This is a genomic window from Enterobacter cloacae complex sp. IR5459, from assembly GCF_049238005.1.
Classification (GTDB): Bacteria; Pseudomonadota; Gammaproteobacteria; order Enterobacterales; family Enterobacteriaceae; genus Enterobacter; species Enterobacter hormaechei_C.
The window spans coordinates 1-21,653 of the sequence record NZ_JBMKIG010000005.1; the positions used below are offsets into that span (position 1 = coordinate 1).

The 21,653-nt window shown below is 53.5% G+C and carries 25 protein-coding genes and 2 pseudogenes; 17 read left to right on the top strand and 10 right to left on the bottom strand.

Going from position 1 to position 21,653, the window contains the following annotated elements; genetic code table 11:
- From ACOTX4_RS11715 to ACOTX4_RS11755, 9 genes are all read left to right on the top strand, one after another.
- The coding region (locus ACOTX4_RS11715; protein WP_421635382.1) for an MT-A70 family methyltransferase at nt 1-513 on the top strand (513 nt) is incomplete at its 5' end.
- Nucleotides 510-728 (top strand): hypothetical protein, encoded by a 219-nt coding sequence (locus ACOTX4_RS11720; protein ID WP_032680689.1) that lies wholly within the window; start codon nt 510-512, stop codon nt 726-728. The genes ACOTX4_RS11715 and ACOTX4_RS11720, both read left to right, overlap by 4 nt.
- Nucleotides 725-1,336 (top strand): hypothetical protein, encoded by a 612-nt coding sequence (locus ACOTX4_RS11725; RefSeq protein WP_150324683.1) that lies wholly within the window; start codon nt 725-727, stop codon nt 1,334-1,336. Before ACOTX4_RS11720 ends, ACOTX4_RS11725 begins: the two co-directional genes overlap by 4 nt.
- A complete protein-coding gene (locus ACOTX4_RS11730) occupies nt 1,333-1,524 on the top strand; it encodes a DUF1382 family protein (RefSeq protein WP_022650956.1) in 192 nt (63 codons plus the stop codon). Before ACOTX4_RS11725 ends, ACOTX4_RS11730 begins: the two co-directional genes overlap by 4 nt.
- A gap of 91 nt (nt 1,525-1,615) precedes the next feature.
- Complete coding sequence (locus ACOTX4_RS11735) at nt 1,616-1,834, top strand: TraR/DksA family transcriptional regulator (RefSeq protein ID WP_150324682.1); 219 nt, start codon at nt 1,616-1,618, stop codon at nt 1,832-1,834.
- A gap of 195 nt (nt 1,835-2,029) precedes the next feature.
- Nucleotides 2,030-2,269, top strand: coding sequence for a DUF4222 domain-containing protein (locus ACOTX4_RS11740; protein WP_150324681.1), 240 nt, complete (start codon nt 2,030-2,032; stop codon nt 2,267-2,269).
- Nucleotides 2,270-2,278: 9 nt separating this feature from the next.
- Nucleotides 2,279-2,464, top strand: coding sequence for a hypothetical protein (locus ACOTX4_RS11745; RefSeq protein ID WP_137042102.1), 186 nt, complete (start codon nt 2,279-2,281; stop codon nt 2,462-2,464).
- A gap of 104 nt (nt 2,465-2,568) precedes the next feature.
- Entirely contained in the window at nt 2,569-2,817 is a 249-nt protein-coding gene (locus ACOTX4_RS11750; protein ID WP_023306353.1) for an excisionase family protein, read from the top strand.
- 31 nt (nt 2,818-2,848) lie between these two features.
- On the top strand, nt 2,849-4,135 hold the full coding sequence (locus ACOTX4_RS11755) for a site-specific integrase (protein ID WP_126525351.1): 1,287 nt from the start codon (nt 2,849-2,851) through the stop codon (nt 4,133-4,135).
- 31 nt (nt 4,136-4,166) lie between these two features.
- Here the strand turns inward: ACOTX4_RS11755 and patD are convergent, their stop codons facing one another.
- The 3 genes from patD to ACOTX4_RS11770 all read right to left on the bottom strand — a co-directional run bounded on the left by patD (nt 4,167) and on the right by ACOTX4_RS11770 (nt 7,426).
- Nucleotides 4,167-5,591 (bottom strand): aminobutyraldehyde dehydrogenase, encoded by a 1,425-nt coding sequence (gene patD / locus ACOTX4_RS11760; RefSeq protein ID WP_421635383.1) that lies wholly within the window; start codon nt 5,589-5,591, stop codon nt 4,167-4,169.
- A gap of 139 nt (nt 5,592-5,730) precedes the next feature.
- Nucleotides 5,731-7,155, bottom strand: coding sequence for a PLP-dependent aminotransferase family protein (locus ACOTX4_RS11765; protein ID WP_003856948.1), 1,425 nt, complete (start codon nt 7,153-7,155; stop codon nt 5,731-5,733).
- Between the two features lie 82 nt (nt 7,156-7,237).
- Nucleotides 7,238-7,426 carry a hypothetical protein gene (locus ACOTX4_RS11770; protein ID WP_003856945.1) on the bottom strand — a complete coding sequence of 63 codons (189 nt, stop codon included), beginning with the start codon at nt 7,424-7,426 and terminating at the stop codon, nt 7,238-7,240.
- A gap of 393 nt (nt 7,427-7,819) precedes the next feature.
- On the opposite strand from ACOTX4_RS11770, the gene ACOTX4_RS11775 reads away from it, so the two are divergent.
- The 4 genes from ACOTX4_RS11775 to hslJ all read left to right on the top strand — a co-directional run bounded on the left by ACOTX4_RS11775 (nt 7,820) and on the right by hslJ (nt 10,919).
- A complete protein-coding gene (locus tag ACOTX4_RS11775; RefSeq protein WP_063937611.1) occupies nt 7,820-9,214 on the top strand; it encodes a cytochrome ubiquinol oxidase subunit I in 1,395 nt (464 codons plus the stop codon).
- A gap of 5 nt (nt 9,215-9,219) precedes the next feature.
- Nucleotides 9,220-10,230 carry a cytochrome d ubiquinol oxidase subunit II gene (cydB, locus tag ACOTX4_RS11780; protein WP_045333087.1) on the top strand — a complete coding sequence of 337 codons (1,011 nt, stop codon included), beginning with the start codon at nt 9,220-9,222 and terminating at the stop codon, nt 10,228-10,230.
- Entirely contained in the window at nt 10,230-10,358 is a 129-nt protein-coding gene (locus ACOTX4_RS11785; protein ID WP_017693358.1) for a DUF2474 domain-containing protein, read from the top strand. The genes cydB and ACOTX4_RS11785 overlap by 1 nt, the downstream gene beginning before the upstream one ends.
- A gap of 123 nt (nt 10,359-10,481) precedes the next feature.
- Nucleotides 10,482-10,919 carry a heat shock protein HslJ gene (gene hslJ, locus ACOTX4_RS11790; RefSeq protein WP_023314216.1) on the top strand — a complete coding sequence of 146 codons (438 nt, stop codon included), beginning with the start codon at nt 10,482-10,484 and terminating at the stop codon, nt 10,917-10,919.
- Nucleotide 10,920: 1 nt separating this feature from the next.
- On the opposite strand, the gene ACOTX4_RS11795 is transcribed toward hslJ, so the two are convergent.
- Nucleotides 10,921-11,187 carry a DUF333 domain-containing protein gene (locus ACOTX4_RS11795; protein WP_003856935.1) on the bottom strand — a complete coding sequence of 89 codons (267 nt, stop codon included), beginning with the start codon at nt 11,185-11,187 and terminating at the stop codon, nt 10,921-10,923.
- 270 nt (nt 11,188-11,457) lie between these two features.
- Here ACOTX4_RS11795 and nifJ point away from each other — a divergent pair, with 270 nt between their 5' ends.
- Together nifJ and ompC are read left to right on the top strand one after the other, a co-directional pair.
- On the top strand, nt 11,458-14,982 hold the full coding sequence (gene nifJ, locus ACOTX4_RS11800; protein ID WP_045333088.1) for a pyruvate:ferredoxin (flavodoxin) oxidoreductase: 3,525 nt from the start codon (nt 11,458-11,460) through the stop codon (nt 14,980-14,982).
- Nucleotides 14,983-15,369: 387 nt separating this feature from the next.
- The gene (ompC, locus tag ACOTX4_RS11805) at nt 15,370-16,497 is read left to right on the top strand and encodes a porin OmpC (protein ID WP_063937613.1); all 1,128 of its coding nucleotides are present in this window, start codon (nt 15,370-15,372) and stop codon (nt 16,495-16,497) included.
- 34 nt (nt 16,498-16,531) lie between these two features.
- Here ompC and ACOTX4_RS11810 read toward each other — a convergent pair whose 3' ends face one another.
- The 3 genes from ACOTX4_RS11810 to ACOTX4_RS11820 all read right to left on the bottom strand — a co-directional run bounded on the left by ACOTX4_RS11810 (nt 16,532) and on the right by ACOTX4_RS11820 (nt 17,508).
- Entirely contained in the window at nt 16,532-16,954 is a 423-nt protein-coding gene (locus ACOTX4_RS11810; RefSeq protein ID WP_022651250.1) for a GFA family protein, read from the bottom strand.
- Between the two features lie 3 nt (nt 16,955-16,957).
- On the bottom strand, nt 16,958-17,155 hold the full coding sequence (locus ACOTX4_RS11815; protein WP_003856931.1) for a hypothetical protein: 198 nt from the start codon (nt 17,153-17,155) through the stop codon (nt 16,958-16,960).
- Nucleotides 17,156-17,376: 221 nt separating this feature from the next.
- Entirely contained in the window at nt 17,377-17,508 is a 132-nt protein-coding gene (locus ACOTX4_RS11820; protein ID WP_255353996.1) for a hypothetical protein, read from the bottom strand.
- A gap of 70 nt (nt 17,509-17,578) precedes the next feature.
- Here ACOTX4_RS11820 and ACOTX4_RS11825 point away from each other — a divergent pair.
- Together ACOTX4_RS11825 and ttcA are read left to right on the top strand one after the other, a co-directional pair.
- A pseudogene (locus tag ACOTX4_RS11825) lies at nt 17,579-17,776 on the top strand (tyrosine-type recombinase/integrase); the annotation flags it as partial.
- Nucleotides 17,777-17,825: 49 nt separating this feature from the next.
- Nucleotides 17,826-18,761, top strand: coding sequence for a tRNA 2-thiocytidine(32) synthetase TtcA (ttcA, locus tag ACOTX4_RS11830; RefSeq protein WP_045333089.1), 936 nt, complete (start codon nt 17,826-17,828; stop codon nt 18,759-18,761).
- A gap of 43 nt (nt 18,762-18,804) precedes the next feature.
- Here the strand turns inward: ttcA and dbpA are convergent.
- From dbpA to zntB, 3 genes and pseudogenes are all read right to left on the bottom strand, one after another.
- Nucleotides 18,805-20,178: pseudogene (gene dbpA / locus ACOTX4_RS11835) on the bottom strand (ATP-dependent RNA helicase DbpA).
- A 57-nt stretch (nt 20,179-20,235) separates the two neighbouring features.
- Nucleotides 20,236-20,382, bottom strand: coding sequence for a hypothetical protein (locus ACOTX4_RS11840; RefSeq protein ID WP_275427718.1), 147 nt, complete (start codon nt 20,380-20,382; stop codon nt 20,236-20,238).
- 280 nt (nt 20,383-20,662) lie between these two features.
- Complete coding sequence (zntB, locus tag ACOTX4_RS11845; RefSeq protein WP_023314230.1) at nt 20,663-21,646, bottom strand: zinc transporter ZntB; 984 nt, start codon at nt 21,644-21,646, stop codon at nt 20,663-20,665.
- Between the last annotated feature and the right edge of the window lie 7 nt (nt 21,647-21,653).

Below are 21,653 nucleotides of genomic sequence, written 5' to 3' on the forward strand. Positions count from 1 at the left end.
GCGGTGCTGGCGATGTGGTACACCGGCACGCATAACCAGGAGGCTATCGAACTGGCCGAGGCCTGGGGTTTTACCGTTCGCACGATGAAGGGCTTCACCTGGGTGAAACTGAATCAGAACGCCGAGTTGCGCATCAACAAGGCGCTGGCCGAGGGTGAAATCACTGACTTTTACGACTTCCTAGATTTGCTGAATGCCGAGACGCGGATGAACGGCGGCAACCACACCCGGGCCAATACCGAAGATCTGCTAATTGCCACCCGCGGCGCCGGGCTGGAGCGAAAGCATGCCGGGATTAAGCAGGTGGTATACAGCCCGCTCGGCGCGCACAGCGAAAAGCCGTGGGAAGTTCGCCACCGGCTGGAGCTCCTTTACGGGGATGTGCCGCGGATTGAACTGTTTAGTCGCAGCGCGGCGCCAGGCTGGCATCACTGGGGAAATCAGTGCGCCACCGCCGCGGTGGAACTGCTGCCCGGCTGCGCCATCAATGTTGTTAAGACGGAGGCTGCATGACGCCAGCAAATGAAAACGCCATCCGAGCAGCCTGCCGCCGCTGCACAGAAGAAATCCAGCAGGCCATGCGCAAGAAGCCAAAGCCAAACTGGAACGAAACGGTGCCTCCCATCATCAACAAGCATCACAAGAAAATTGAAGCTCTGGGAGTTAGCCTCCTGGAGTTCGTCGTCAAAACTGGCCGCCTTAACGGGCGGTTTGGAGCTGAACAATGAATATGAACACTGAAAAAATCGTGATGATGGACAGCGATGAAGCGGCCAGCATCCAGACCGTAACTGGTTGGGTAGACCGTCAAGGTCGTTTCTGGGGCGGTGACGAGCACCAGGCGCGTTGGTGCGGTGCCACTCATCGTAAGTGCAAGAACAAACCTGACGAACATCCTATTCATAGCACTCATGGCTATTGCGAAGAATGCCACCGCGAAAGCCGCCAGGCGAAGTTCGCCACCTTTGAGCGCGCGGTATGGACCGGAGAGCCGCTCGTTATCTTTGATGATGACCAGTACTTTTTCGACGCTGAGTCGCTGGCCGACTATTGCTATGAGCACTCCCTGCTGCCGAGCGAGTTGCAGTTAATGATCTGCGAACCTAACTACCCGACGGAGTTCGATCTGGAGCAGCACTGCGAAGAGATAATGCCTGATGGTGATGACTATTACTGCTTGCCGCAAGCTGTGCGTGATGCTGCTGAGGCGCTGAATAAGGCGCTGAAAGAAAGTGCGCCAGTATCGTGGAGCGCCAGCAATCGCGTGGCGATCGTCTCTGACGACATGCTCAACGATGAGCAGAAGGCCGAAATAATGGCGGAGCGCGCTGCATGAACAGAGCCTCGCCCGTTGATTTGAGGAAAAGCCTCGAAATTGCCAACCACCTGGCGCACATCGGGATTCGCTTTGTGCCGATCCCGGTGGCGACCGAGGAAGAATTCCAGACGCTGGCCGCCGAGTTATCGCGACGGCTTGAGCAGATGGCGGTCGAAGCCGAGAAGAATGAAGGCGGTGCAGCATGAAGGCACTAATAACCAGGTCGCTAATGCGGCCTTTTTTATTGCTGGCGTTCACCTTCAACCGAATTAACCGACAGTTCCGGGAGCATTGACCATGGACATCATCGACACCGCAGCAGAGATTGAAGAGCTTCAGCGTAACGCTGCCCTTTCCGCTCACCGCATCGATCGTAACGCCGTATCAGCTGAGCGTTGTGAAGAATGCGACGAACCAATTCCCGAGCCGCGGCGAGCTGCCGTTCCCGGATGCCAGACGTGTTCCAGTTGCCAGGAAGAGATCGAACTGAAGAATAAGCAGAGTGGACTGTCATGAATAACCGACAAGCGCGTAGGCTGCTTGGTGCTCACATCAATAACACATATCGAATCAGCAATAGACGCTGGTTGGTATGGGGTAGCAATTGGCCTTTTGTTTGGGAGCACGCAAAGCCATCACCAAGGCAGAAAAGGAAAGCTAAAGAGGTTGCTGCATACCGCGAGGAATTAAAACGCAGTCAGGAGCTTACCAATGTTTCAGCTAATTCAACGGGGTCAGATTTACGCTGACCAGCACGGTTGGCCCGTCATCATCCACAGCTGCACTTCACAGATAGTCCGCTACTGGCGACAGGGCCGGATCAACACCGCTTCAATCGACCGATTCAACAATGATTTTGAGCATCTCGATCACCGTGAGTCGGCACAGATACGCACCGAGCTGGAGACGAGCGAGCACATTAAATCGCTCCGCGCCCAGCGCGCGGCATGAGGAGGGATTATGGGAAAGATGACGTTCGTCTTTGAGTATGAGGACGGTAAAGAACCGTCGGTTAACGCAGGAATGGAATTTATGGGCGGGAAAATTGTAGCGGTTGCGTTTCGCGATGCTCTCGAAGAGCCAGAAGTATGTGATGAGATCGTGCCTGACCCTGATTATCTGAAGAATACCCGTAGTCAACTATGACGCAGCTGATAGCCAGTTATGAGCTGGCTATTGGGTGCGAAAGCACTGCCACGTTATCCCTTTTGCCCGGCCCCGAGCCGGGTTCTTTTTGCCTGGAGACACTCATGAGCGATACGATCCAACTGGTGCCCAACAAATGGGTATCAGAAGAACTACTGATTGCATTAACCGGGCTGACAAAGCATGCAATCAAGTCGGCCCGTGAAAAAAGCTGGCTTGAGGGGCGCGAGTATAAGCACTATTCCGGAGACCTTCAGCCTAAAGACAACTCACCTATCCTCTACAACCGTTTCGAAGTCGATAACTGGGTTGAAAAGCAACGCCCGGCGATCCCGCGCCAGAAATCTGCTTAAATAGCCCTGCGTTTAACAACGAGGAAAAGGCATGTCTAAATATCCAACCGGGGTTGAGAATCACGGGGGCTCATTGCGCCTGTGGTTCATGTACCAGGGTGAGCGGGTGCGCGAAAGTCTTGGCGTTCCCGACACCCCCAAAAACAGAAAGATAGCTGGAGAGTTGAGGACTTCTATTTGCTACGCCATCAGGACCGGCACCTTCGACTATACCGCCCAGTTTCCTAACTCACCGCGAGCTAAGGTTAATGACGATCGTAAACTTAAGACGTCCGTTTCGGAACTGGCTTACAAATGGCTGGCCCTGAAGCAAACGGTTTTGGCGCGGAACACCCATATGCGGTATACGTCATACGTAAAAATGTGCCTTCGAATTTTGGATGATGAGAAGCCAGTATGTGCGCTTTCCCATGAGGATCTTATGTCACTCAGGCATGAGCTCCTAACTGGCTATCAGCTCATAGGGAAAACGCTTGAGCGCTCACACAAAAAAGGCAGAACTGTACGTACGGTAAACGGCTATATGGCAGTGATGCTCGAAATGCTTAAATTCGCGGAGCGTAACGGATACACAAATGGATCGGTCATATCTGATATTCGCCCACTCAGGAAATCAAAGTCAGAGCCAGACCCGCTCACCAAAGAAGAGTTTATACGTTTGCTTAATGCCGCTAATCACCAGCAGATCAGAAATCTTTGGATTCTGGCGGTGAGTACCGGCATGCGGCATGGTGAAATTTGTGCCTTAGCCTGGGAGGATGTAGACACCGTCAACTGGACGATAAACGTAAACAGAAACCTGGCGATCTCTGATCACTTTACTCCACCAAAAACGGAAAGCGGCATTAGGACAATTAACCTCACCCAGCCAGCTATAGAGGCACTGAAAAGTCAGATGCAGTTTACCCGCATGAAAGAGCAGCACGAAATTGTTGTTCATCTGAGGGAGTACGGTAAACAAAGAACTGACATATGTACCTTTGTTTTCAATCCAAACGTATCTGGTCGTTACCCATCAAAAAGCATTTGCTATATACCAGGATCGATAGCCTCGGCATGGAATCACCTGTTGAAAAGAGCAGGTATCAGGCACAGGAAAGCGTATGAATCTCGCCATACGTTTGCCTGCTGGGCATTGAGTGCGGGCGCGAACCCGAGCTTCATTGCTAACCAGATGGGGCATACAAATGCCCAGATGGTTTTCAACGTCTATGGTAAATGGATGGCGGAACAAAACGGCGACCAGGTAGCTCTGCTGAACTCAGATTTTGACTTTAATGCCCCACAGATGCCCCACAATAAAGTGGCCGGAATATAATCTATTTATATTACAGCCACTTAGTCACACATCAGTGTTTTAACATGACATGTCGGACTACCGTGTAATCCTCAAGTCCGTAGACCGACATATCTTTTCCGTAACCGGATAACTTCATCCCGCCGTGCGGCATTTCGCTCACCAGCATAAAATGGGTATTGACCCAGGTGCAGCCATACTGCAACCGTGCGCTGAGGCGATGGGCGCGTCCGACGTCTTTTGTCCAGACGGACGAGGCCAGGCCGTATTGCGAATCGTTAGCCCAGTTCAGCACCTGCGCTTCATCCTCAAATTCTGTCACGCTGACCACCGGGCCAAACACTTCTCGCTGGACGATCGCATCTTCCTGCTTCGCCCCGGCCAGCAGCGTTGGCTGGAAGTAATATCCTGCCCCCTCTTTTTTACTGCCACCGGTGACGACGCGGATATGTCCAAGGGTTTTGGCTTCGTCCACGGCAGCACAAACGCGGGAAAGATGCGCTGCGGAGCTGAGCGGGCCCAGCTCGGTTGAAGCATCGTCCGGCGCGCCCATTTTCAGGTTGGCAACGGCTGCGCCCAGCTTTTCGACCAGCGCGGGGTAAATCCCCTTCTGGGCATAGATACGACAGGCTGCGGTACAATCCTGACCAGCATTGTAGAAACCAAACGTACGCACGCCTTCAACCACGGCATCCAAATCTGCATCGTCAAAGACAATGACCGGCGCTTTTCCGCCCAATTCCATATGGGTACGTTTAACTGAAGATGCGGTATGCCCGATAATATGTTCTCCGGTAGCAATAGAGCCGGTGAGAGAAACCATACGGACTTTTTCGTGACCGGTCAGCGGATCTCCTACGGTTTTGCCGCGACCAAACAGCACGTTCAACACGCCTGGCGGGAAGATATCTTTCGCCAGTTCCGCCAGCTTCAGCGCCGTCAACGGGGTGATTTCAGACGGCTTGATGACGACACAGTTTCCCGCCGCCAGCGCGGGCGCCAGCTTCCATGCGGCCATCATCAGAGGATAGTTCCAGGGCGCAATAGAGGCGACAACGCCAACCGGGTCGCGGCGGATCATCGAAGTATGTCCTTCGAGGTATTCTCCGGCAGCCAGCCCGTTCAGGCAGCGGGCGGCCCCGGCAAAGAAGCGAAACACATCGACCACGGCCGGGATCTCGTCCCCCCGGACACAGTGCAGCGGTTTCCCGCAGTTAAGGGATTCCAGATTTGCGAACGCGTCAGCGTTGGCTTCTATCACATCAGCCAGTTTCAACAGACATTCGGCGCGCGTTTTCGGCGTCGTTTGTCCCCACTCTGTGAACGCGCGATCGGCAGCCTGGACGGCAGCGTCCACCTGTGCTTCCGACGCTTCAGCAATCTCCAGCAGCCCTTCACCCGTGGCAGGATCATAAACCGCCTGCTTCTCACCTTCGCCGGCCACCAGTTCACCATTAATCAGCAATTGATTTTGCATAGCATCGTCCTGTTGAAATCGACATTGTTTTCGCTGTCAGCACACGTTCTGGCGGACATGTACGTGACAACGTCACGTCACCAATCCGCACTCCCTTACTAAAGGTAGACCGCGCGTCATGTCGCTTCAGGAATTTTCATCAAGGTGTGACTGGGTGCAGCATCATTTCGCGGATTACCCCCGCCAGCTGGACGACCGCCTGCTCTTCCCGCTCGCCCCATCCCCATGAGGTATTGAAACGGAAAAACGGTGTCCAGATATTGGAGGTGGAAAACATCTTGCCGGGCGCAATGCTGATTTGATGGGTTAACGCCTTCTCACTCAACCGCCCCGCATCCAGCTGTTCAGGCAGTTCCAGCCATAAAAAGTAGCCGCTGTCGTTATGATGGATTTTGACGCCGGCAGGCATATGGCGCAAAAGCGATTGCCAGGCCTGCTGTTTGCGTTCAGCAAGCGTGCGTCGCAGGCGGCGAAGGTGGGCGTCGTAACGTTTTGTCGCCAGGTAATCCACCAGCGCCAGCTGCATGGGAGAACTGGTGGATAACGTACTCATCAGCTGCAACTGCTGAATACGGCGCGCATGTTTTCCCGCCGCCACCCAGCCAATACGAAAACCAGCCACCAGACACTTGGAGAATGAGGAGCAGTGCAACGTCATATCCTGCTTATCCCAGGCCTTTGCCGGAAGCGGCTTTTCGCGGCCAAAGTAGAGTTCGCTGTAAACATCGTCTTCAATCAGCGTGACGTTATGCCGGGTGAGTAAGGCCACCAGCTGAGCTTTCTTCTCTGCACTCAGCGTGAAGCCGAGCGGGTTCTGACTGTTGGTCATCAGCCAGCAGGCTTTCACCGGATAATCATTTAATGCCTGCTCAAGGGCACTGAGATCGATGCCCTCACGCACGTCAGTGGCAACCGACAGCGCTTTCAGTTTCAGACGTTCAAGCGCCTGGAGTGCGCCATAAAAACAGGGATTTTCAACGATAACCCAGTCCCCTGGTTCAGTCACAGCCTGCAAACTGAGGTTGAGCGCCTCAAGCGCACCCGCGGTGATCACAATTTCATCCGGGGAGATATTCATTCCCTGCTGAGCGTAGCGACGGGCAATGGCATGACGTAAGTCGACGTTACCCGGCGGCAGGTTTTCAATCACGCTCATGGCGGTAGCCGTTTTGCTGACGTTAGCCAGCGATCGGTTGAGTTGCTGAAGCGGGAAAAGGCGCGGATCGGGAAACGCCGAGGCAAAAGGGACAACGGAGGGGTCGCGGCTGGCCTGTAGCACGTCGAAGATATAGGTGTTGATGTCGACCACTTCATCGCGCATCACCTGCGCGGGCGGTGCAGGCTGGTGTGTGGTCGGGCGCGCGGCAACGTAATAGCCTGACTGCGGTCTGGCAACAATGCGCCCCTGACTTTCCAGCATCTGATACGCGTGGCCCACGGTCATAAAACTCATGCCGCTGCTTGCCACCTGCTCTCGCAGAGAAGGTAACTTATCGCCCGGCAACCATACGCCAAGCTCAATCTGCGAGATAATTTGTTGCGCCAGACGCTGGTATTTTTTCATCAGATTCTCCTTATTGCTGACAGTGTATATCAGCAGGAGAAAAAGAGAAGATTTTGCTAACTGTTATGGGAAACGCGGCAGATTACTTGCGGTACTCAGTAATGTGATTCTGAGCCGAACGCGCTGCGGCCAGGTGGTCGAGCGTGATCATTGGCGATTTGCAGAAAATGCATTTCGCGCCGAACGGATTTTTGTCAGACACATCAAAAGCTGAGGTGCGGTACTGCGAGCCATGACAGCATGGGCAGCGGAAATGGATATAAGAAGTCATAGGATTCTCCTGTAAACGTAAAAACGTAAATTACTCATGAGCCGATCAGGCAAAAAATGGTTCAATACAAAACTAATCGGAATGTAGATAAAGACCCAAGAGAGGCTGCGGAGAGGCACAACGTGATGAGAACTGCTTTATAAAACTACGTCAGATATTTATTTGGATTCAAAACCAGAAATCCATTAACGCATGTTGCTGGCGACAAAGCAAGCTGTTTAATGCGTAATAATCATAAAAAGAAATTTTTTATTCTTACTTGTTAGCTATATCAGCCAGGTAAAGTTCACCTTTTCACACAACTGTTATAGATAAATTATCAATTTCTGCTTCTGATATCTCATTCCCCCCCTCTTTATCATAACAGTACACCGTTTAACATTGAGGCAATGCATGTTTGGTCCAGATGCGTTTCATCTTGCGCGAATACAGTTCGCCTTTACCGTATCCTTTCATATTATTTTTCCGGCGATAACCATTGGCCTGGCGAGCTATCTCGCCGTGCTGGAAGGGCTGTGGCTGAGAACAAAAAATCCCGTCTGGCGATCGCTGTACCATTTCTGGTCAAAGATCTTCGCCGTCAACTTTGGGATGGGCGTGGTCTCCGGCCTGGTGATGGCTTATCAGTTTGGCACCAACTGGAGCGGGTTTTCGCAGTTCGCGGGCAGTATTACCGGCCCCCTGCTGACCTATGAAGTGCTTACCGCGTTCTTCCTTGAGGCGGGGTTCCTCGGGGTGATGTTGTTTGGCTGGAATAAGGTCGGGCCGGGGCTGCACTTCTTTTCGACCTGCATGGTCGCACTGGGGACCCTCATGTCTACGTTCTGGATCCTCTCGTCAAACAGCTGGATGCAGACACCGCAAGGGTATGAAATCATCAACGGTCAGGTCGTTCCGGTGGACTGGTTTGCCGTGGTGTTTAACCCCTCCTTCCCTTACCGCCTGCTGCACATGTCGATAGCGGCATTTCTCAGCAGCGCACTGTTTGTTGGTGCCTCCGCGGCCTGGCATTTGCTGCGCGGAAACAATACCCCCGCTATTCGCACTATGTTCTCCATGGCGTTGTGGATGACGTTAATCGTGGCCCCAGTCCAGGCGCTGGTGGGGGATATGCACGGGCTTAATACCTTAAAACACCAGCCAGCGAAAATAGCCGCCATCGAAGGTCACTGGGAGAATCCGCCGGGTAAGCCTACTCCACTGCTGCTGTTTGGCTGGCCGGATATGGAGCAGGAACGGACCCGTTTTGGCCTGGAAATTCCCGCTCTCGGCAGCCTGATCCTGACCCACAGTCTCGATAAACAGGTTCCGGCATTGAAGGAGTTCCCAAAAGAAGATCGCCCGAACGCCACCATTGTCTTCTGGTCTTTCCGCATCATGGCCGGCCTGGGGATGTTGATGCTGCTCCTGGGCGTGACGGCAATCTGGCTGCGTTACAAACAGCGCCTTTATACATCACGTTCCTTCCTGTGGTTTGCCCTGCTGATGGGACCGTCCGGGCTGATCGCGATCCTCGCCGGATGGGTAACAACGGAGGTCGGCCGCCAGCCGTGGGTCGTCTATGGACTACAGCGTACGAAGGATGCGGTTTCCGCGCATGGCGATCTGCACATGAGCGTCAGTTTGCTGGCCTTCTTCGTGGTTTATACCGCGGTATTCGGCGTGGGTTACAGCTATATGGTGCGTCTGATTAAAAAAGGGCCGCAGCCCCATGAATCCTTCGCGACTGAATCCGATGGCCGCCCTGCTCGTCCGCTTTCTGCCGTCACCACTGAATTTAAGGAGTAACCGTAATGGGTATCGATCTTTCCATTATCTGGTTCGTGATTATCGTTTTCGCCACGTTGATGTATATCGTGATGGACGGTTTTGATCTGGGGATAGGCATCCTGTTTCCGGCAACGCCGAATGCGGACGACCGCGACGTGATGGTCAACAGTGTGGCTCCCGTCTGGGATGGCAACGAAACCTGGCTGGTGCTTGGCGGTGCGGCCCTGTTTGGCGCCTTTCCTCTCGCCTATGCGGTTATCATCGACGCGCTAACCATTCCACTGACAATAATGCTGATCGGGCTTATATTTCGTGGGGTCGCCTTCGAATTTCGCTTCAAGGCCACTCCGGCGCACCGCCCGTTCTGGGATAAGGCCTTTATTGGCGGGTCAATTGTGGCGACCTTCAGCCAGGGCATCACCGTCGGTGCGGTCATCCAGGGGTTCAGCGTCACCGGTCGAGCTTACAGCGGTGGTCCGTTTGACTGGTTTACCGCGTTCAATTTTTTCTGCGGTGCGGGTCTTGTAGTGGCTTACGCGCTGCTAGGTTCAACGTGGCTGGTAATGAAAAGCGAAAATGCCCTGCAAAAGCGGATGCGTCAGGTATCGAAAGTGCTTCTGCTCCTGCTTCTGGTATTCATTGCAGTAATCAGTATCTGGACCCCTCTCGCCCAACCAGCTATTGCTGCGCGCTGGTTTACTCTGCCGAATCTGTTTTATCTGCTGCCCGTTCCTGCGCTGGTTGCGATCCTGAGTCTGTGCCAGTGGCGCTGCCTGCAAGATCCTGCGAGCCATACCCTGCCGTTTATCATGACGTTAGGGCTGGTTTTTCTTGGCTTTAGCGGGCTTGGGATCAGCATCTGGCCGCATATCATCCCGCCGGACATTACCCTCTGGCAGGCCGCTGCGCCAGCCCAAAGCCAGGGCTTTATGTTAGTGGGTGCACTGTTGATCATTCCCGTGATTCTGGTCTACACCTTCTGGAGTTATTACGTTTTTCGCGGAAAAGTACAGCATGGGGAGGGTTATCACTGATGCAACAACCTGTATGGAAACGTTTGATGTGGCTTGCCATCATCTGGGGCGGCAGCGTCCTGGCGCTGGCCTGCGTAAGTATGCTCTTTAAAATGCTGATGGCCGCAGCTGGATTTAAATCGCACTAACTCGCTGACCGGGCGCGCCGCCGCCCGGTCCCTTCCCGCACTTTCAGATAAACCCCATTAACACCCAGGAGGGTATGGTTACACTGAAAAAATATTTACAGCATTGATAGTTTGAGAAGAAAAATGAAAAAGCTCGCGGCAGTAAGTTTAATCAGCCTTGTACTGGCTGGATGCGTTAATCCTGGTAAAGCCTCCGTTCAGACCGATCAGTTAGAGAATCACCGTTTCGTTCTTGAAAATGTGGATGGCAAAGCAGTCAAAGGCGGGAAAACGCAGCCTGAAATTCGCTTCAGTGCGCAACCCAATATCAGCCTGATTAACAACATTGTCGTCTCCGGCACAATGTGCAACGGCTTCAACGGCCAGGGTAAACTGTCCGAAGGAGAGTTGACGGTCAAAACGCTGGCAATGACGCGGAAACTCTGCACCGAGCCGCAGCTAAATGAACTGGATCAGACCATCGCCGATATGCTACGCACAGGCGCACAGGTAGACCTGACCGAAGACCAGTTAACGCTGGCGACAGCCAATAAGACATTGATGTTTAAGCGAGTTGAATAACTCAGTAGCTTCCGCACGAACCAACGGCAAGCGACTGCTCACTACAGCGTTTGCCATTTGGCAACGCGCACATGCCGATGGCTGAGCCGTCGAGCTGACGGGCAACGGAGAGTGAACCGCCGATCATTGCGCAGTTGGCCTGACCTGAACTGGACATAGCCGCTCGCATACCCGGCGTAACGTGTGCCGCTGTCGCCTGCTGTACTGGTTCATTGCTGCATGCCGACAACAGTAACGCGGCACATCCGACCCAAAATGCTGAACGCATACCTTCCTCCCCATAATTAACGCGAAACCTATGCATAATAGGCATCACGCGCCGCATCGTCGAGAGCGGATGTGCGTATTTATGCGCCCTGGTAACAATTTCTCGCAATTTTTTAACGCGAATAGCCTTCGAGTCATTGATACAGCGCATACCAAGGACACAAAAGCGAAAATCGTAAAACCTGAGCTTTGCTAAAATACACAGATAATATTCAGGGTCTGTCGTCGTTTTACAGACCCCTCTTTTTGCGCAATGTAAGGGTGTTGTCCTATGCAAACTATTGACGGCAATGGTGCAGTCGCGTCTGTTGCGTTTCGTACCAGCGAAGTGATCGCCATCTACCCCATCACTCCCAGCTCCACGATGGCTGAACAGGCTGACGCCTGGGCTGGTAATGGGATAAAAAACGTCTGGGGCGATGTCCCGCGGGTTGTTGAGATGCAGTCCGAAGCCGGGGCCATTGCCACCGTGCATGGTGCGTTGCAGACCGGTGCCCTGTCGACCTCGTTTACGTCGTCTCAGGGGCTGCTGTTGATGATCCCCACGCTTTACAAGCTGGCAGGGCAATTAACGCCGTTTGTGTTGCACGTTGCCGCACGCACCGTAGCCACTCACGCTCTCTCTATTTTTGGCGACCACTCAGACGTGATGGCCGTGCGTCAGACCGGCTGCGCTATGCTCTGCGCCAGCAGCGTACAGGAAGCACAGGACTTCGCGCTGATATCGCATATCGCTACGCTGAAAAGCCGAGTGCCATTTATTCATTTCTTCGATGGTTTTCGCACGTCCCACGAGATCAACAAAATCGTTCCACTGCCGGACGACACCATTCTGAATCTGCTGCCGCAGGCTGACATCGATACGCATCGCGCTCGCGCCCTCAATCCGGAACATCCGGTGATCCGGGGTACCTCTGCGAACCCGGATACCTATTTCCAGTCCCGCGAGGCGACAAACCCGTGGTACAACGCGGTGTATGAGCACGTTGAACAGGCGATGGACGATTTTGCCGCTGCGACGGGCCGCGAATATAAGCCGTTTGAATATTACGGTCATCCGCAGGCCGAGCGCGTGATCGTCCTGATGGGCTCTGCCATCGGCACCTGCGAAGAGGTGGTCGATGAGCTGCTGACGCGTGGTGAAAAAGTTGGCGTGCTCAAAGTTCGCCTCTACCGTCCCTTCTCAGCGAAACACCTGCTCGCAGCCCTGCCGGACAGCGCGCGTGCCGTGGCAGTACTGGACCGCACCAAAGAACCTGGCGCACAGGCTGAGCCACTTTATCTGGATGTGATGACCGCACTGGCTGAGGCGTTTAACCGCGGTGAGCGCGAAACGCTGCCACGCGTCATTGGCGGGCGTTATGGATTGTCTTCAAAAGAGTTCGGGCCGGAGTGCGTCCTTGCGGTATTTGCTGAACTGCGCGAGGCAAAACCGAAGCCGCGCTTTACGGTCGGCATTTATGATGACGTGACTAACCTTTCTCTCCCTTTGCCGGAAAACACCCTGCCCTCGAATGCGAAACTGGAAGCGCTGTTCTACGGTCTGGGCAGCGACGGCAGCGTCTCGGCGACCAAGAACAACATCAAAATTATCGGCAACTCTACGCCGTGGTATGCGCAAGGATATTTCGTCTACGACTCCAAAAAAGCGGGCGGACTGACCGTCTCCCACCTGCGCGTCAGCGAACACCCGATCCGCTCGGCATACCTGATTTCTCAGGCGGATTTTGTTGGCTGTCACCAGCTCCAGTTCATTGATAAATATCAGATGGCCGAGCGCCTGAAGCCCGGTGGTATTTTCCTGATCAACACCCCTTACAGCGCCGACGAGGTCTGGACACGCCTGCCCCAGGAAGTGCAGGCAGTGCTTAACCAGAAACAGGCGCGCCTGTATGTCATTAACGCCGCGAAGATCGCCCGCGAATGCGGCCTGGCGGCGCGCATCAATACGGTTATGCAGATGGCGTTCTTCCACCTGACCAATATTCTGCCGGGCGACAGCGCGCTGATGGAACTCCAGGGGGCGATCGCCAAAAGCTACAGCAGCAAAGGTCAGGAACTGGTTGAGCGCAACTGGCAGGCGCTGGCGCTGGCCCGCGAATCGCTGTTCGCGGTGCCGTTGCAGCCGGTCAATGCCAGCAGTCCGAACCGGCCGCCAGTGGTGTCTGACGCCGCCCCGGATTTCGTCAAAACCGTCACGGCGGCGATGCTTGCCGGACTGGGAGATACCCTTCCCGTCTCTGCGCTTCCGCCTGACGGCACCTGGCCGATGGGCACGACCCGCTGGGAAAAACGCAACATTGCCGAAGCGATCCCTATCTGGAAAGAAGAGCTGTGCACCCAGTGCAACCACTGCGTGGCGGCCTGCCCGCACTCGGCTATTCGCGCCAAAGTGGTGTCACCAGAAGCGTTAGATGGCGCACCGGAAAGTTTGCACTCGCTGGATGTAAAATCCCGCGATATGCGTGGTCAGAAATATGTTCTTCAGGTGGCGCCGGAAGACTGTACCGGCTGTAACCTGTGCGTCGAGGTGTGCCCGGCGAAAGATCGTCAGGACCCGTCAATCAAAGCCATCAATATGATGTCGCGTCTTGAACATGTTGAAGAAGAGAAAGTGAATTATGATTTCTTCCTCGACCTGCCCGAAATCGATCGCAACAAGCTGGAACGCATTGACATTCGTACCTCGCAGCTCATCACCCCGCTCTTCGAGTACTCCGGGGCGTGCTCCGGCTGCGGCGAAACACCGTATATCAAACTGCTTACCCAGCTTTACGGCGACCGGATGCTGATTGCCAACGCGACGGGCTGCTCGTCGATCTACGGAGGTAACCTGCCGTCCACGCCGTACACTACCGACGCAAACGGTCGCGGCCCGGCGTGGGCAAACTCGCTTTTCGAGGACAACGCAGAATTTGGTCTGGGATTCCGTCTGACGGTCGATCAGCACCGCGCCCGCGTAATGCGTCTGCTGGCACAGTTTGCCGATAAGATCCCGGCAGAACTGAATGATGCCCTGCATGCGGAGGCCACACCTGACGTTCGTCGCGCGCAGGTTGCTGAACTGCGCCACGCGCTTCAGGGTGTTGAAGGGGCTGAACAACTCCTGACTGATGCTGACGCGTTGGTTGAAAAATCTATCTGGCTGATCGGCGGCGACGGGTGGGCCTACGATATTGGTTTCGGTGGTCTTGATCATGTCCTGAGCCTGACCGAAAACGTCAATATTCTGGTGCTCGATACTCAGTGTTATTCCAACACCGGCGGACAGGCCTCGAAAGCAACGCCATTGGGGGCGGTCACGAAATTTGGTGAGCACGGCAAGCGCAAGGCGCGTAAAGATTTGGGCGTCAGCATGATGATGTATGGGCACGTCTACGTCGCGCAAATTTCGCTTGGGGCGCAGCTCAACCAGACGGTGAAAGCCATTCAGGAGGCGGAAGCGTATCCAGGCCCGTCGCTGATCATCGCCTACAGTCCGTGTGAGGAGCATGGCTACGATCTGGCACTCAGCCACGACCAGATGCGTCAGCTCACCGCAACCGGCTTCTGGCCACTGTACCGCTTTGATCCGCGCCGTGCCGATGAAGGGAAATTGCCGCTGGCGCTGGATTCGCGTCCGCCGTCAGACGCCCTTGCCGAAACCTTACTTCAGGAGCAGCGTTTCCGCAGGCTGAACGCCCAGCAGCCTGAAGTAGCAGAGCAGCTATGGAAGGATGCGGCAGCGGATCTTCAGAAGCGTTATGACTTTCTGGCGCAACTGGCAGGAAAAGCCGAAAAATCGACCAGTGAATAACCTGTATGCCCGGCTTGTCCGGGCATTTTTTTGCTATAAAAAAGCCCGATGCACGTGCACCGGGCGAATCCAGAAGATCGGTGAAAATTGCCTCAATGTTCTGAACAATATTCACGTGAATTATGGATGAAATAATCTTAAAGGCATATAACGGCGTGGAGATTACCTTTTTTTCCGCGTAATTAATAATTTTTATTTTGTATTGATTATAATAATTCATTCATGACGTTTATCATTATTTCAACCGCATCATTTAGTTTAGATTTTACTTAACCCGTAACAATTATATTTTATTCATCCGCCGCCAGAGTGATTTAGCATGGGACACCTTTCCAGCCCGGAAAGTTCACTAAGCAATAAAAAAATAACTGCAAAGGAATAATCAAAATGCAAAGAAAAGTACTGGCACTGATGATCCCCGCTTTGTTAATGGCTGGAGCCGCTCACGCAGCTGAAATTTATAATAAAGACGGCAATAAACTGGATCTGTATGGCAAAGTAGATGGTCTGCATTATTTCTCTGACGACGCGTCTAAAGATGGCGATCAAACCTATATGCGTCTGGGTTTTAAAGGTGAAACCCAAATCAACGACATGATGACCGGCTTCGCCCAATGGGAATATAACATTCAGGCAAACAACACCGAAGGTTCTGACAATCAGTCCTGGACGCGTCTGGCCTTCGCGGGCGTGAAAGTGGGCGATTACGGCTCCTTCGATTACGGCCGCAACTATGGCGTCCTGTACGACGTTGAAGGCTGGACCGATATGCTGCCAGAATTTGGTGGCGACTCTTATACTTATGCCGATAACTTTATAACCGGTCGTGCAAACGGCGTGGCGACCTACCGTAACACCGACTTCTTTGGTCTGGTGCAGGGTCTGAACTTCGCGGTGCAGTATCAGGGTAATAATGAAGGTAATAACTGCGACGAGAATTTCTGCTCTACCAATGAAGGGACCAACAACGGTCGTGATACACGTCATGAAAATGGTGACGGTTACGGTATATCCGCAACCTACGATTTCGGCATGGGCTTCAGCGCAGGTGCAGCATATACTTCATCTGACCGTACCAACGATCAGGTAAATTACACTACTGCGGGCGGCGATACTGCGGATGCATGGACCGCAGGTCTGAAATACGATGCCAACAACATTTATCTGGCGGCAATGTATTCCGAAACCCGCAATATGACGCCGTACGGCGACAATGCAGATGCGGTGGCAAACAAAACCCAGAACTTCGAAGTCACCGCACAATATCAGTTCGATTTCGGTCTGCGTCCGGCCATTTCCTATTTACAGTCTAAAGGTAAAGACCTGGGCAATGGCCAGGACGATAAAGACCTGGTAAAATATGCTGACGTCGGTGCTACCTATTATTTCAACAAAAACATGTCCACCTATGTTGATTACAAAATCAACCTGCTGGATGAAGATGATTCATTCTACAAAAACAATGGCATCGGTACGGATGACATTGTAGCGTTAGGTCTGGTTTACCAGTTCTAATCCCGTTAGCCCGCAGCGATCTGCGGGCTAGTTTTCATCGCTGTTTCGTCTGTTCTTTACGGAAAGAGAGATAGCCAAATACCCCGCTGTCGCCATCCATAGGGTGATTTACTCCATCCATTACCGCCACTTCCGGGAAGTCGAATGGCGTGACATTTTCCAGACAGGCGACATTCACACCATATTCATTGGGATTGGAACGTCGTTGGTGGAACGTGTAAATACCGCAAATCGAACAGAAGAAATGGCGCGCCGTGCCGGTGTTGAAACGGTACTCTGTGAGCGTGTCCGCGCCCTGCGTCACCTTAATGCCCGTCAAAGGCGCTGAAACCACGACCGCCCCACGCATCCTGCAAAACGAGCAGCTACATCGACGTGCGGTATTCAGGCCGTCCGTCAGCTCAACCGTAAATTTCACCGCCCCACAATGACACTGTGCATGACGAATGTCAGCCATCGCTTATACCCCTTTTCTCACTAACTCAGCCGCTTTTAAAAAGACCTCATCTTCGACACCATCCCCCTTCTGCCTGCCGAGCCTTACCAGTTCATCGACAATGCTTTCACGGTTGATGATCTTCTGGGATGAAACCAGCCCGATAACGGCGGCACCAATCGCCAGCCCAACTAATCCTGTCTGCTCGTCTTTATTTTTCATAGAAGCGCTCCCTTGTCCCCCTCAAAAGCGTAGCAGGAGAACTGTAAAACGCGCTGGTACGCGGGAATGAAATCCGTGCTTTATCTCACCCGTTCATCCGGCAAAAAAGGGATGGATTCTGAGCGGTTATCAGACGACGTTGATGAGGATAACGTGAATAGCGGTGCGCGTAGAGAGGCCGTAATGGGTGTTAAAACCGCCTTCGTAAAGGCGGTTGGTCATTACTCTGGATCTTTATCGCCTGATTCAGGCGCTGAGCCAGGATCATCTTTCGGTTTTCTTCCATCCTTTTCCGGGTTATCCGGGCTGGGATTATAATCAGGATGGTCACCTTGAACGGGACGGTCAGTCATTTTCACCTCCGTTTTTACTGCGTAAGCTGTAAGTGTAGACAACCCTTCAGTCTTAACCAAACTTCTCCTGTGGGGCTCATTTGTAAATCGTGCTGGCATTCGGCGCTGCAATCCGTACCATACACGACACACTTTCGCATGCTGGTTTTTACCGGTAGCCGCAAATCCGTCTTTTATCGCTAACCAGATGGGGCACGTAAATGCGCAGATGGTGTATGAAATCTATGCTACATGGATCGAAGAGATGAAGACGAAGCTGACGCTTTGAAATCGTTTTCCTCACCCTGTGCCCCATTTGAGATCTGAGTAACGAATAGATGCAAGAAAATCAAGAGATTAACAAGAAAGAACAGTACAACCTGAATAAACTGCAAAAGCGACTGCGCCGTAACGTGGGCGAAGCCATTGCAGACTTCAACATGATTGAAGAAGGCGATCGCATCATGGTCTGCCTGTCGGGCGGTAAAGACAGCTACACCATGCTGGAGATCCTGCGTAATCTACAGCAAAGCGCACCGGTGAACTTTTCCCTGGTCGCGGTTAACCTCGATCAGAAACAACCTGGCTTCCCGGAGCATATCCTGCCGGAGTACCTTGATAACCTGGGCGTTGAGTACAAAATCGTAGAAGAGAATACCTACGGCATTGTTAAAGAGAAGATCCCAGAGGGCAAAACGACCTGCTCGCTCTGCTCACGTTTGCGTCGCGGCATTCTGTACCGCACCGCAACCGAACTGGGTGCCACCAAGATTGCGCTTGGCCATCACCGGGACGACATTCTGCAAACGCTGTTTCTGAATATGTTCTACGGCGGCAAAATGAAGGGAATGCCACCGAAGCTGATGAGCGACGACGGCAAACACATCGTGATCCGCCCACTTGCCTACTGCCGCGAGAAAGACATTGAGCGTTTCTCTCAGGCCAAAGCCTTCCCTATCATTCCGTGCAATCTGTGCGGCTCACAGCCGAACCTGCAACGTCAGGTCATTGGCGACATGCTGCGTGACTGGGATAAACGCTATCCGGGCCGCATCGAAACCATGTTCAGCGCCATGCAGAACGTGGTGCCTTCGCACCTCGCCGACGTTGAACTGTTCGATTTCAAAGGGATTAACCACGGTTCAGAGGTGGTGAATGGCGGGGATCTGGCGTTTGATCGCGAAGAGATCCCGATGCAGCCTGCTGGCTGGCAGCCAGAGGAAGAGGATGCGCAATTCGATGAACTGCGCCTGAACGTGGTAGAAGTCAAGTAACCTGGCAGCGTCTCAGATATCGTTTCTGAGACGCGTTTTAAGCTTACTTCAGCAGTCGAACGCGGCAGGTTTTCCCTTTAATCTTCCCGCCCTGCAACTGTTTCCAGGCCTTATGCGCAACCGACTGGCGAACCGCTACGTAGACATGCGCAGGGTGGACCGTGATCTTGCCAATATCTGCCCCGTCGAGACCGATATCCCCTGTTAACGCCCCCAGAACGTCACCGGGACGCATTTTGGCCTTTTTACCGCCGTCGATGCACAGGGTGGCCATTTCCGCCGCCAGCGGAGCGATGCTGATATTACCTGGGGTATTCACCCAGTTGAGTTTCAGTTGCAGCATTTCCGAAAGAATATTAGCGCGCTGCGCCTCTTCAGGTGCGCAGAAGCTGATGGCGAGACCACTGTTACCCGCACGCGCAGTACGCCCGATGCGGTGGACATGCACTTCCGGATCCCATGCCAGTTCGAAATTCACCACCAGCTCAAGCGATTTAATATCCAGGCCACGGGCCGCCACATCCGTTGCAACCAGCACGCGAGCGCTGCCGTTAGCGAAACGCACCAGCGTCTGATCGCGATCGCGCTGTTCCAGATCGCCATGCAGCGATAATGCGCTCTGTCCGGCATCATTCAGGGCATCGCACACCGCCTGACAGTCTTTTTTGGTATTACAGAACACCACGCAGGACGCTGGCTGGTGTTGGCTCAGCAATTTTTGTAGCAGTGGAATTTTGCCCTGCTGCGATGTCTCGAAGAACTGCTGCTCAATCGCCGGCAACGCATCGACAGTATTGATTTCAATGGTCAGCGGGTTCTTCTGCACGCGCCCGCTGATCGCCGCAATCGCCTCAGGCCAGGTGGCAGAAAAGAGCAGCGTCTGACGCGTGGCTGGCGCAAAGCGGATCACTTCGTCAATCGCATCGCTGAAGCCCATATCCAGCATGCGGTCAGCTTCATCCATCACCAGCGTTTGCAGTGCATCGAGTGAAACGGTGCCTTTTTGCAGGTGATCGAGCAGACGGCCCGGCGTTGCTACAATGATATGCGGCGCGTGCTGAAGGGAATCGCGCTGCGCACCAAACGGTTGCCCGCCGCAGAGCGTTAAAATTTTAGTGTTAGGCAAAAAACGCGCCAGACGACGCAGCTCACCCGCGACCTAGTCGGCCAGCTCGCGCGTCGGGCAGAGTATCAGGGACTGAGTCTGAAACAGGGTTGCATCAATGTGTTGTAACAGGCCTAGCCCGAATGCAGCCGTTTTTCCACTGCCGGTTTTCGCCTGCACGCGCACGTCACGGCCTTCAAGGATAGCCGGCAGCGCGGCGGCCTGGACAGGGGTCAGAGTGAGGTAGCCCAACTCATTCAGGTTACTCAGTTGGGCTTCAGGCAGAACGTTCAGCGTGGAAAAAGCGGTCACAATATACTCTCGTGGTAATGATTGCAGTCAGATGGCGCGTATCCTCGCAGATCTGCGCTAACGATGCGACAATTTAATCGGTTCTTCATCCGGCGGTGGATCAGGCATCGGCTGCGGACGTGGGACAGGGTCAGGTATCGGCGTCGGATCGGTGGGCACCGGATCGGACTGCCAGGTGTTCAGGCGTTGCAGGGCAAGTAGCATACTCATCTTTTCCTCCAGATTAGGGTGCTGACCCCTAAAGGGTAGACGCAGATAAACAGGAGGCAAAAAAAAGCCGACTATGAAGTCGGCGTCGTACGAATCAATTGTGCTATGCAGTAATTCAAAAAAAGGAAGTAAGACAATATGGAGCGCAACGCCCATCGCTTGACGTTGCATTCACCTGCGGGAGTAATATTGCACCTAACATGGTCGGAGTTTATTGACTTCGCTCAATTAAAATGTCGTTTTGAAGCCGACTCTGCCACAGAAAAGCGTAAATTTACAGCCATTTACTACGATGCAACCACCACGCAACACCGCCAATCAAAACCACTAACATGACGCAAAATGTCGTGAAGCCATAGTGATATTCACCGCCGGGGATCCCTCCGAGGTTTACGCCAAACAACCCCGTCAGGAAGGTACTCGGTAAAAAGACCATCGCCATCAGCGACATGGTGTACGTTCTCCTGGCTAACGACTCCTGCATTACCTGGGCTATCTCATCCGCCATGACTGCCGTTCTGGCAATACATGAGTCAATCTCGTCCAGACCACGTCCGAGCCGGTCAGCGATATCCTGCATTCTGCGGCGCTGATCGTCGTTCATCCAGCTCATGCGTTCGCTGGCCAGTCGCGCATAAACGTCGCGCTGGGGGGTCATATAGCGGCGCATCACGATAAGCTGTTTACGCAGCAACGCCAGAAAACCACGTGGGGGGATTTGCTGATCGAGCAGGTTATCTTCCAGATCGATGATTTTATCGTGAAGTTCTTCTATAAACTCGCTGGCATGATCGGTCAACGCATCACACACATCCACCAGCCAGCTGCCGCAATCCGTTGGTCCCGTGCCCTCTTTCAGATCGTTAATGACGTCATCCAGCGCCAGCACTTTTCGCTGGCGGGTGGAAACAATCAGCCGTTCATCCATATAAACACGCATGGCCACCAGCTGATCCGGACGCTCATCCGTACTGCCGTTTATACAACGCAGCGTAATTAACGTCCCCTCACCCATCCGGCTGACGCGGGGTCTGAGACTTTCTCCCGCCAGCGCATCCCGAACGTTGTTGGGCAATAGCGGCGTGGACGCGAGCCACTCGGCGCTGTCCGGGTGCGTGTAGTTGAGGTGCAGCCAGCATGGATGTTCGTTGTCGATATGATCCTGATCTTCAAGCGGCCTTGCGCCGCCACGTCCATCAAACACCCATGCAAAAACTGCGTCAGGTACGTTAACCTCAGACCCTTTGATGCTCTCCACAGCGCCT

Bases quoted from the DNA above. Each gene is read 5' to 3' on its own strand.
- ACOTX4_RS11720 (WP_032680689.1), top strand. From the start codon at position 510: ATGACGCCAGCAAATGAAAACGCCATCCGAGCAGCCTGCCGCCGCTGC.
- ACOTX4_RS11725 (WP_150324683.1), top strand. From the start codon at position 725: ATGAATATGAACACTGAAAAAATCGTGATGATGGACAGCGATGAAGCG.
- ACOTX4_RS11730 (WP_022650956.1), top strand. From the start codon at position 1,333: ATGAACAGAGCCTCGCCCGTTGATTTGAGGAAAAGCCTCGAAATTGCC.
- ACOTX4_RS11735 (WP_150324682.1), top strand. From the start codon at position 1,616: ATGGACATCATCGACACCGCAGCAGAGATTGAAGAGCTTCAGCGTAAC.
- ACOTX4_RS11740 (WP_150324681.1), top strand. From the start codon at position 2,030: ATGTTTCAGCTAATTCAACGGGGTCAGATTTACGCTGACCAGCACGGT.
- ACOTX4_RS11745 (WP_137042102.1), top strand. From the start codon at position 2,279: ATGGGAAAGATGACGTTCGTCTTTGAGTATGAGGACGGTAAAGAACCG.
- ACOTX4_RS11750 (WP_023306353.1), top strand. From the start codon at position 2,569: ATGAGCGATACGATCCAACTGGTGCCCAACAAATGGGTATCAGAAGAA.
- ACOTX4_RS11755 (WP_126525351.1), top strand. From the start codon at position 2,849: ATGTCTAAATATCCAACCGGGGTTGAGAATCACGGGGGCTCATTGCGC.
- patD (WP_421635383.1), bottom strand. From the start codon at position 5,591: ATGCAAAATCAATTGCTGATTAATGGTGAACTGGTGGCCGGCGAAGGT.
- ACOTX4_RS11765 (WP_003856948.1), bottom strand. From the start codon at position 7,155: ATGAAAAAATACCAGCGTCTGGCGCAACAAATTATCTCGCAGATTGAG.
- ACOTX4_RS11770 (WP_003856945.1), bottom strand. From the start codon at position 7,426: ATGACTTCTTATATCCATTTCCGCTGCCCATGCTGTCATGGCTCGCAG.
- ACOTX4_RS11775 (WP_063937611.1), top strand. From the start codon at position 7,820: ATGTTTGGTCCAGATGCGTTTCATCTTGCGCGAATACAGTTCGCCTTT.
- cydB (WP_045333087.1), top strand. From the start codon at position 9,220: ATGGGTATCGATCTTTCCATTATCTGGTTCGTGATTATCGTTTTCGCC.
- ACOTX4_RS11785 (WP_017693358.1), top strand. From the start codon at position 10,230: ATGCAACAACCTGTATGGAAACGTTTGATGTGGCTTGCCATCATCTGG.
- hslJ (WP_023314216.1), top strand. From the start codon at position 10,482: ATGAAAAAGCTCGCGGCAGTAAGTTTAATCAGCCTTGTACTGGCTGGA.
- ACOTX4_RS11795 (WP_003856935.1), bottom strand. From the start codon at position 11,187: ATGCGTTCAGCATTTTGGGTCGGATGTGCCGCGTTACTGTTGTCGGCA.
- nifJ (WP_045333088.1), top strand. From the start codon at position 11,458: ATGCAAACTATTGACGGCAATGGTGCAGTCGCGTCTGTTGCGTTTCGT.
- ompC (WP_063937613.1), top strand. From the start codon at position 15,370: ATGCAAAGAAAAGTACTGGCACTGATGATCCCCGCTTTGTTAATGGCT.
- ACOTX4_RS11810 (WP_022651250.1), bottom strand. From the start codon at position 16,954: ATGGCTGACATTCGTCATGCACAGTGTCATTGTGGGGCGGTGAAATTT.
- ACOTX4_RS11815 (WP_003856931.1), bottom strand. From the start codon at position 17,155: ATGAAAAATAAAGACGAGCAGACAGGATTAGTTGGGCTGGCGATTGGT.
- ACOTX4_RS11820 (WP_255353996.1), bottom strand. From the start codon at position 17,508: ATGACTGACCGTCCCGTTCAAGGTGACCATCCTGATTATAATCCCAGC.
- ttcA (WP_045333089.1), top strand. From the start codon at position 17,826: ATGCAAGAAAATCAAGAGATTAACAAGAAAGAACAGTACAACCTGAAT.
- ACOTX4_RS11840 (WP_275427718.1), bottom strand. From the start codon at position 20,382: ATGCTACTTGCCCTGCAACGCCTGAACACCTGGCAGTCCGATCCGGTG.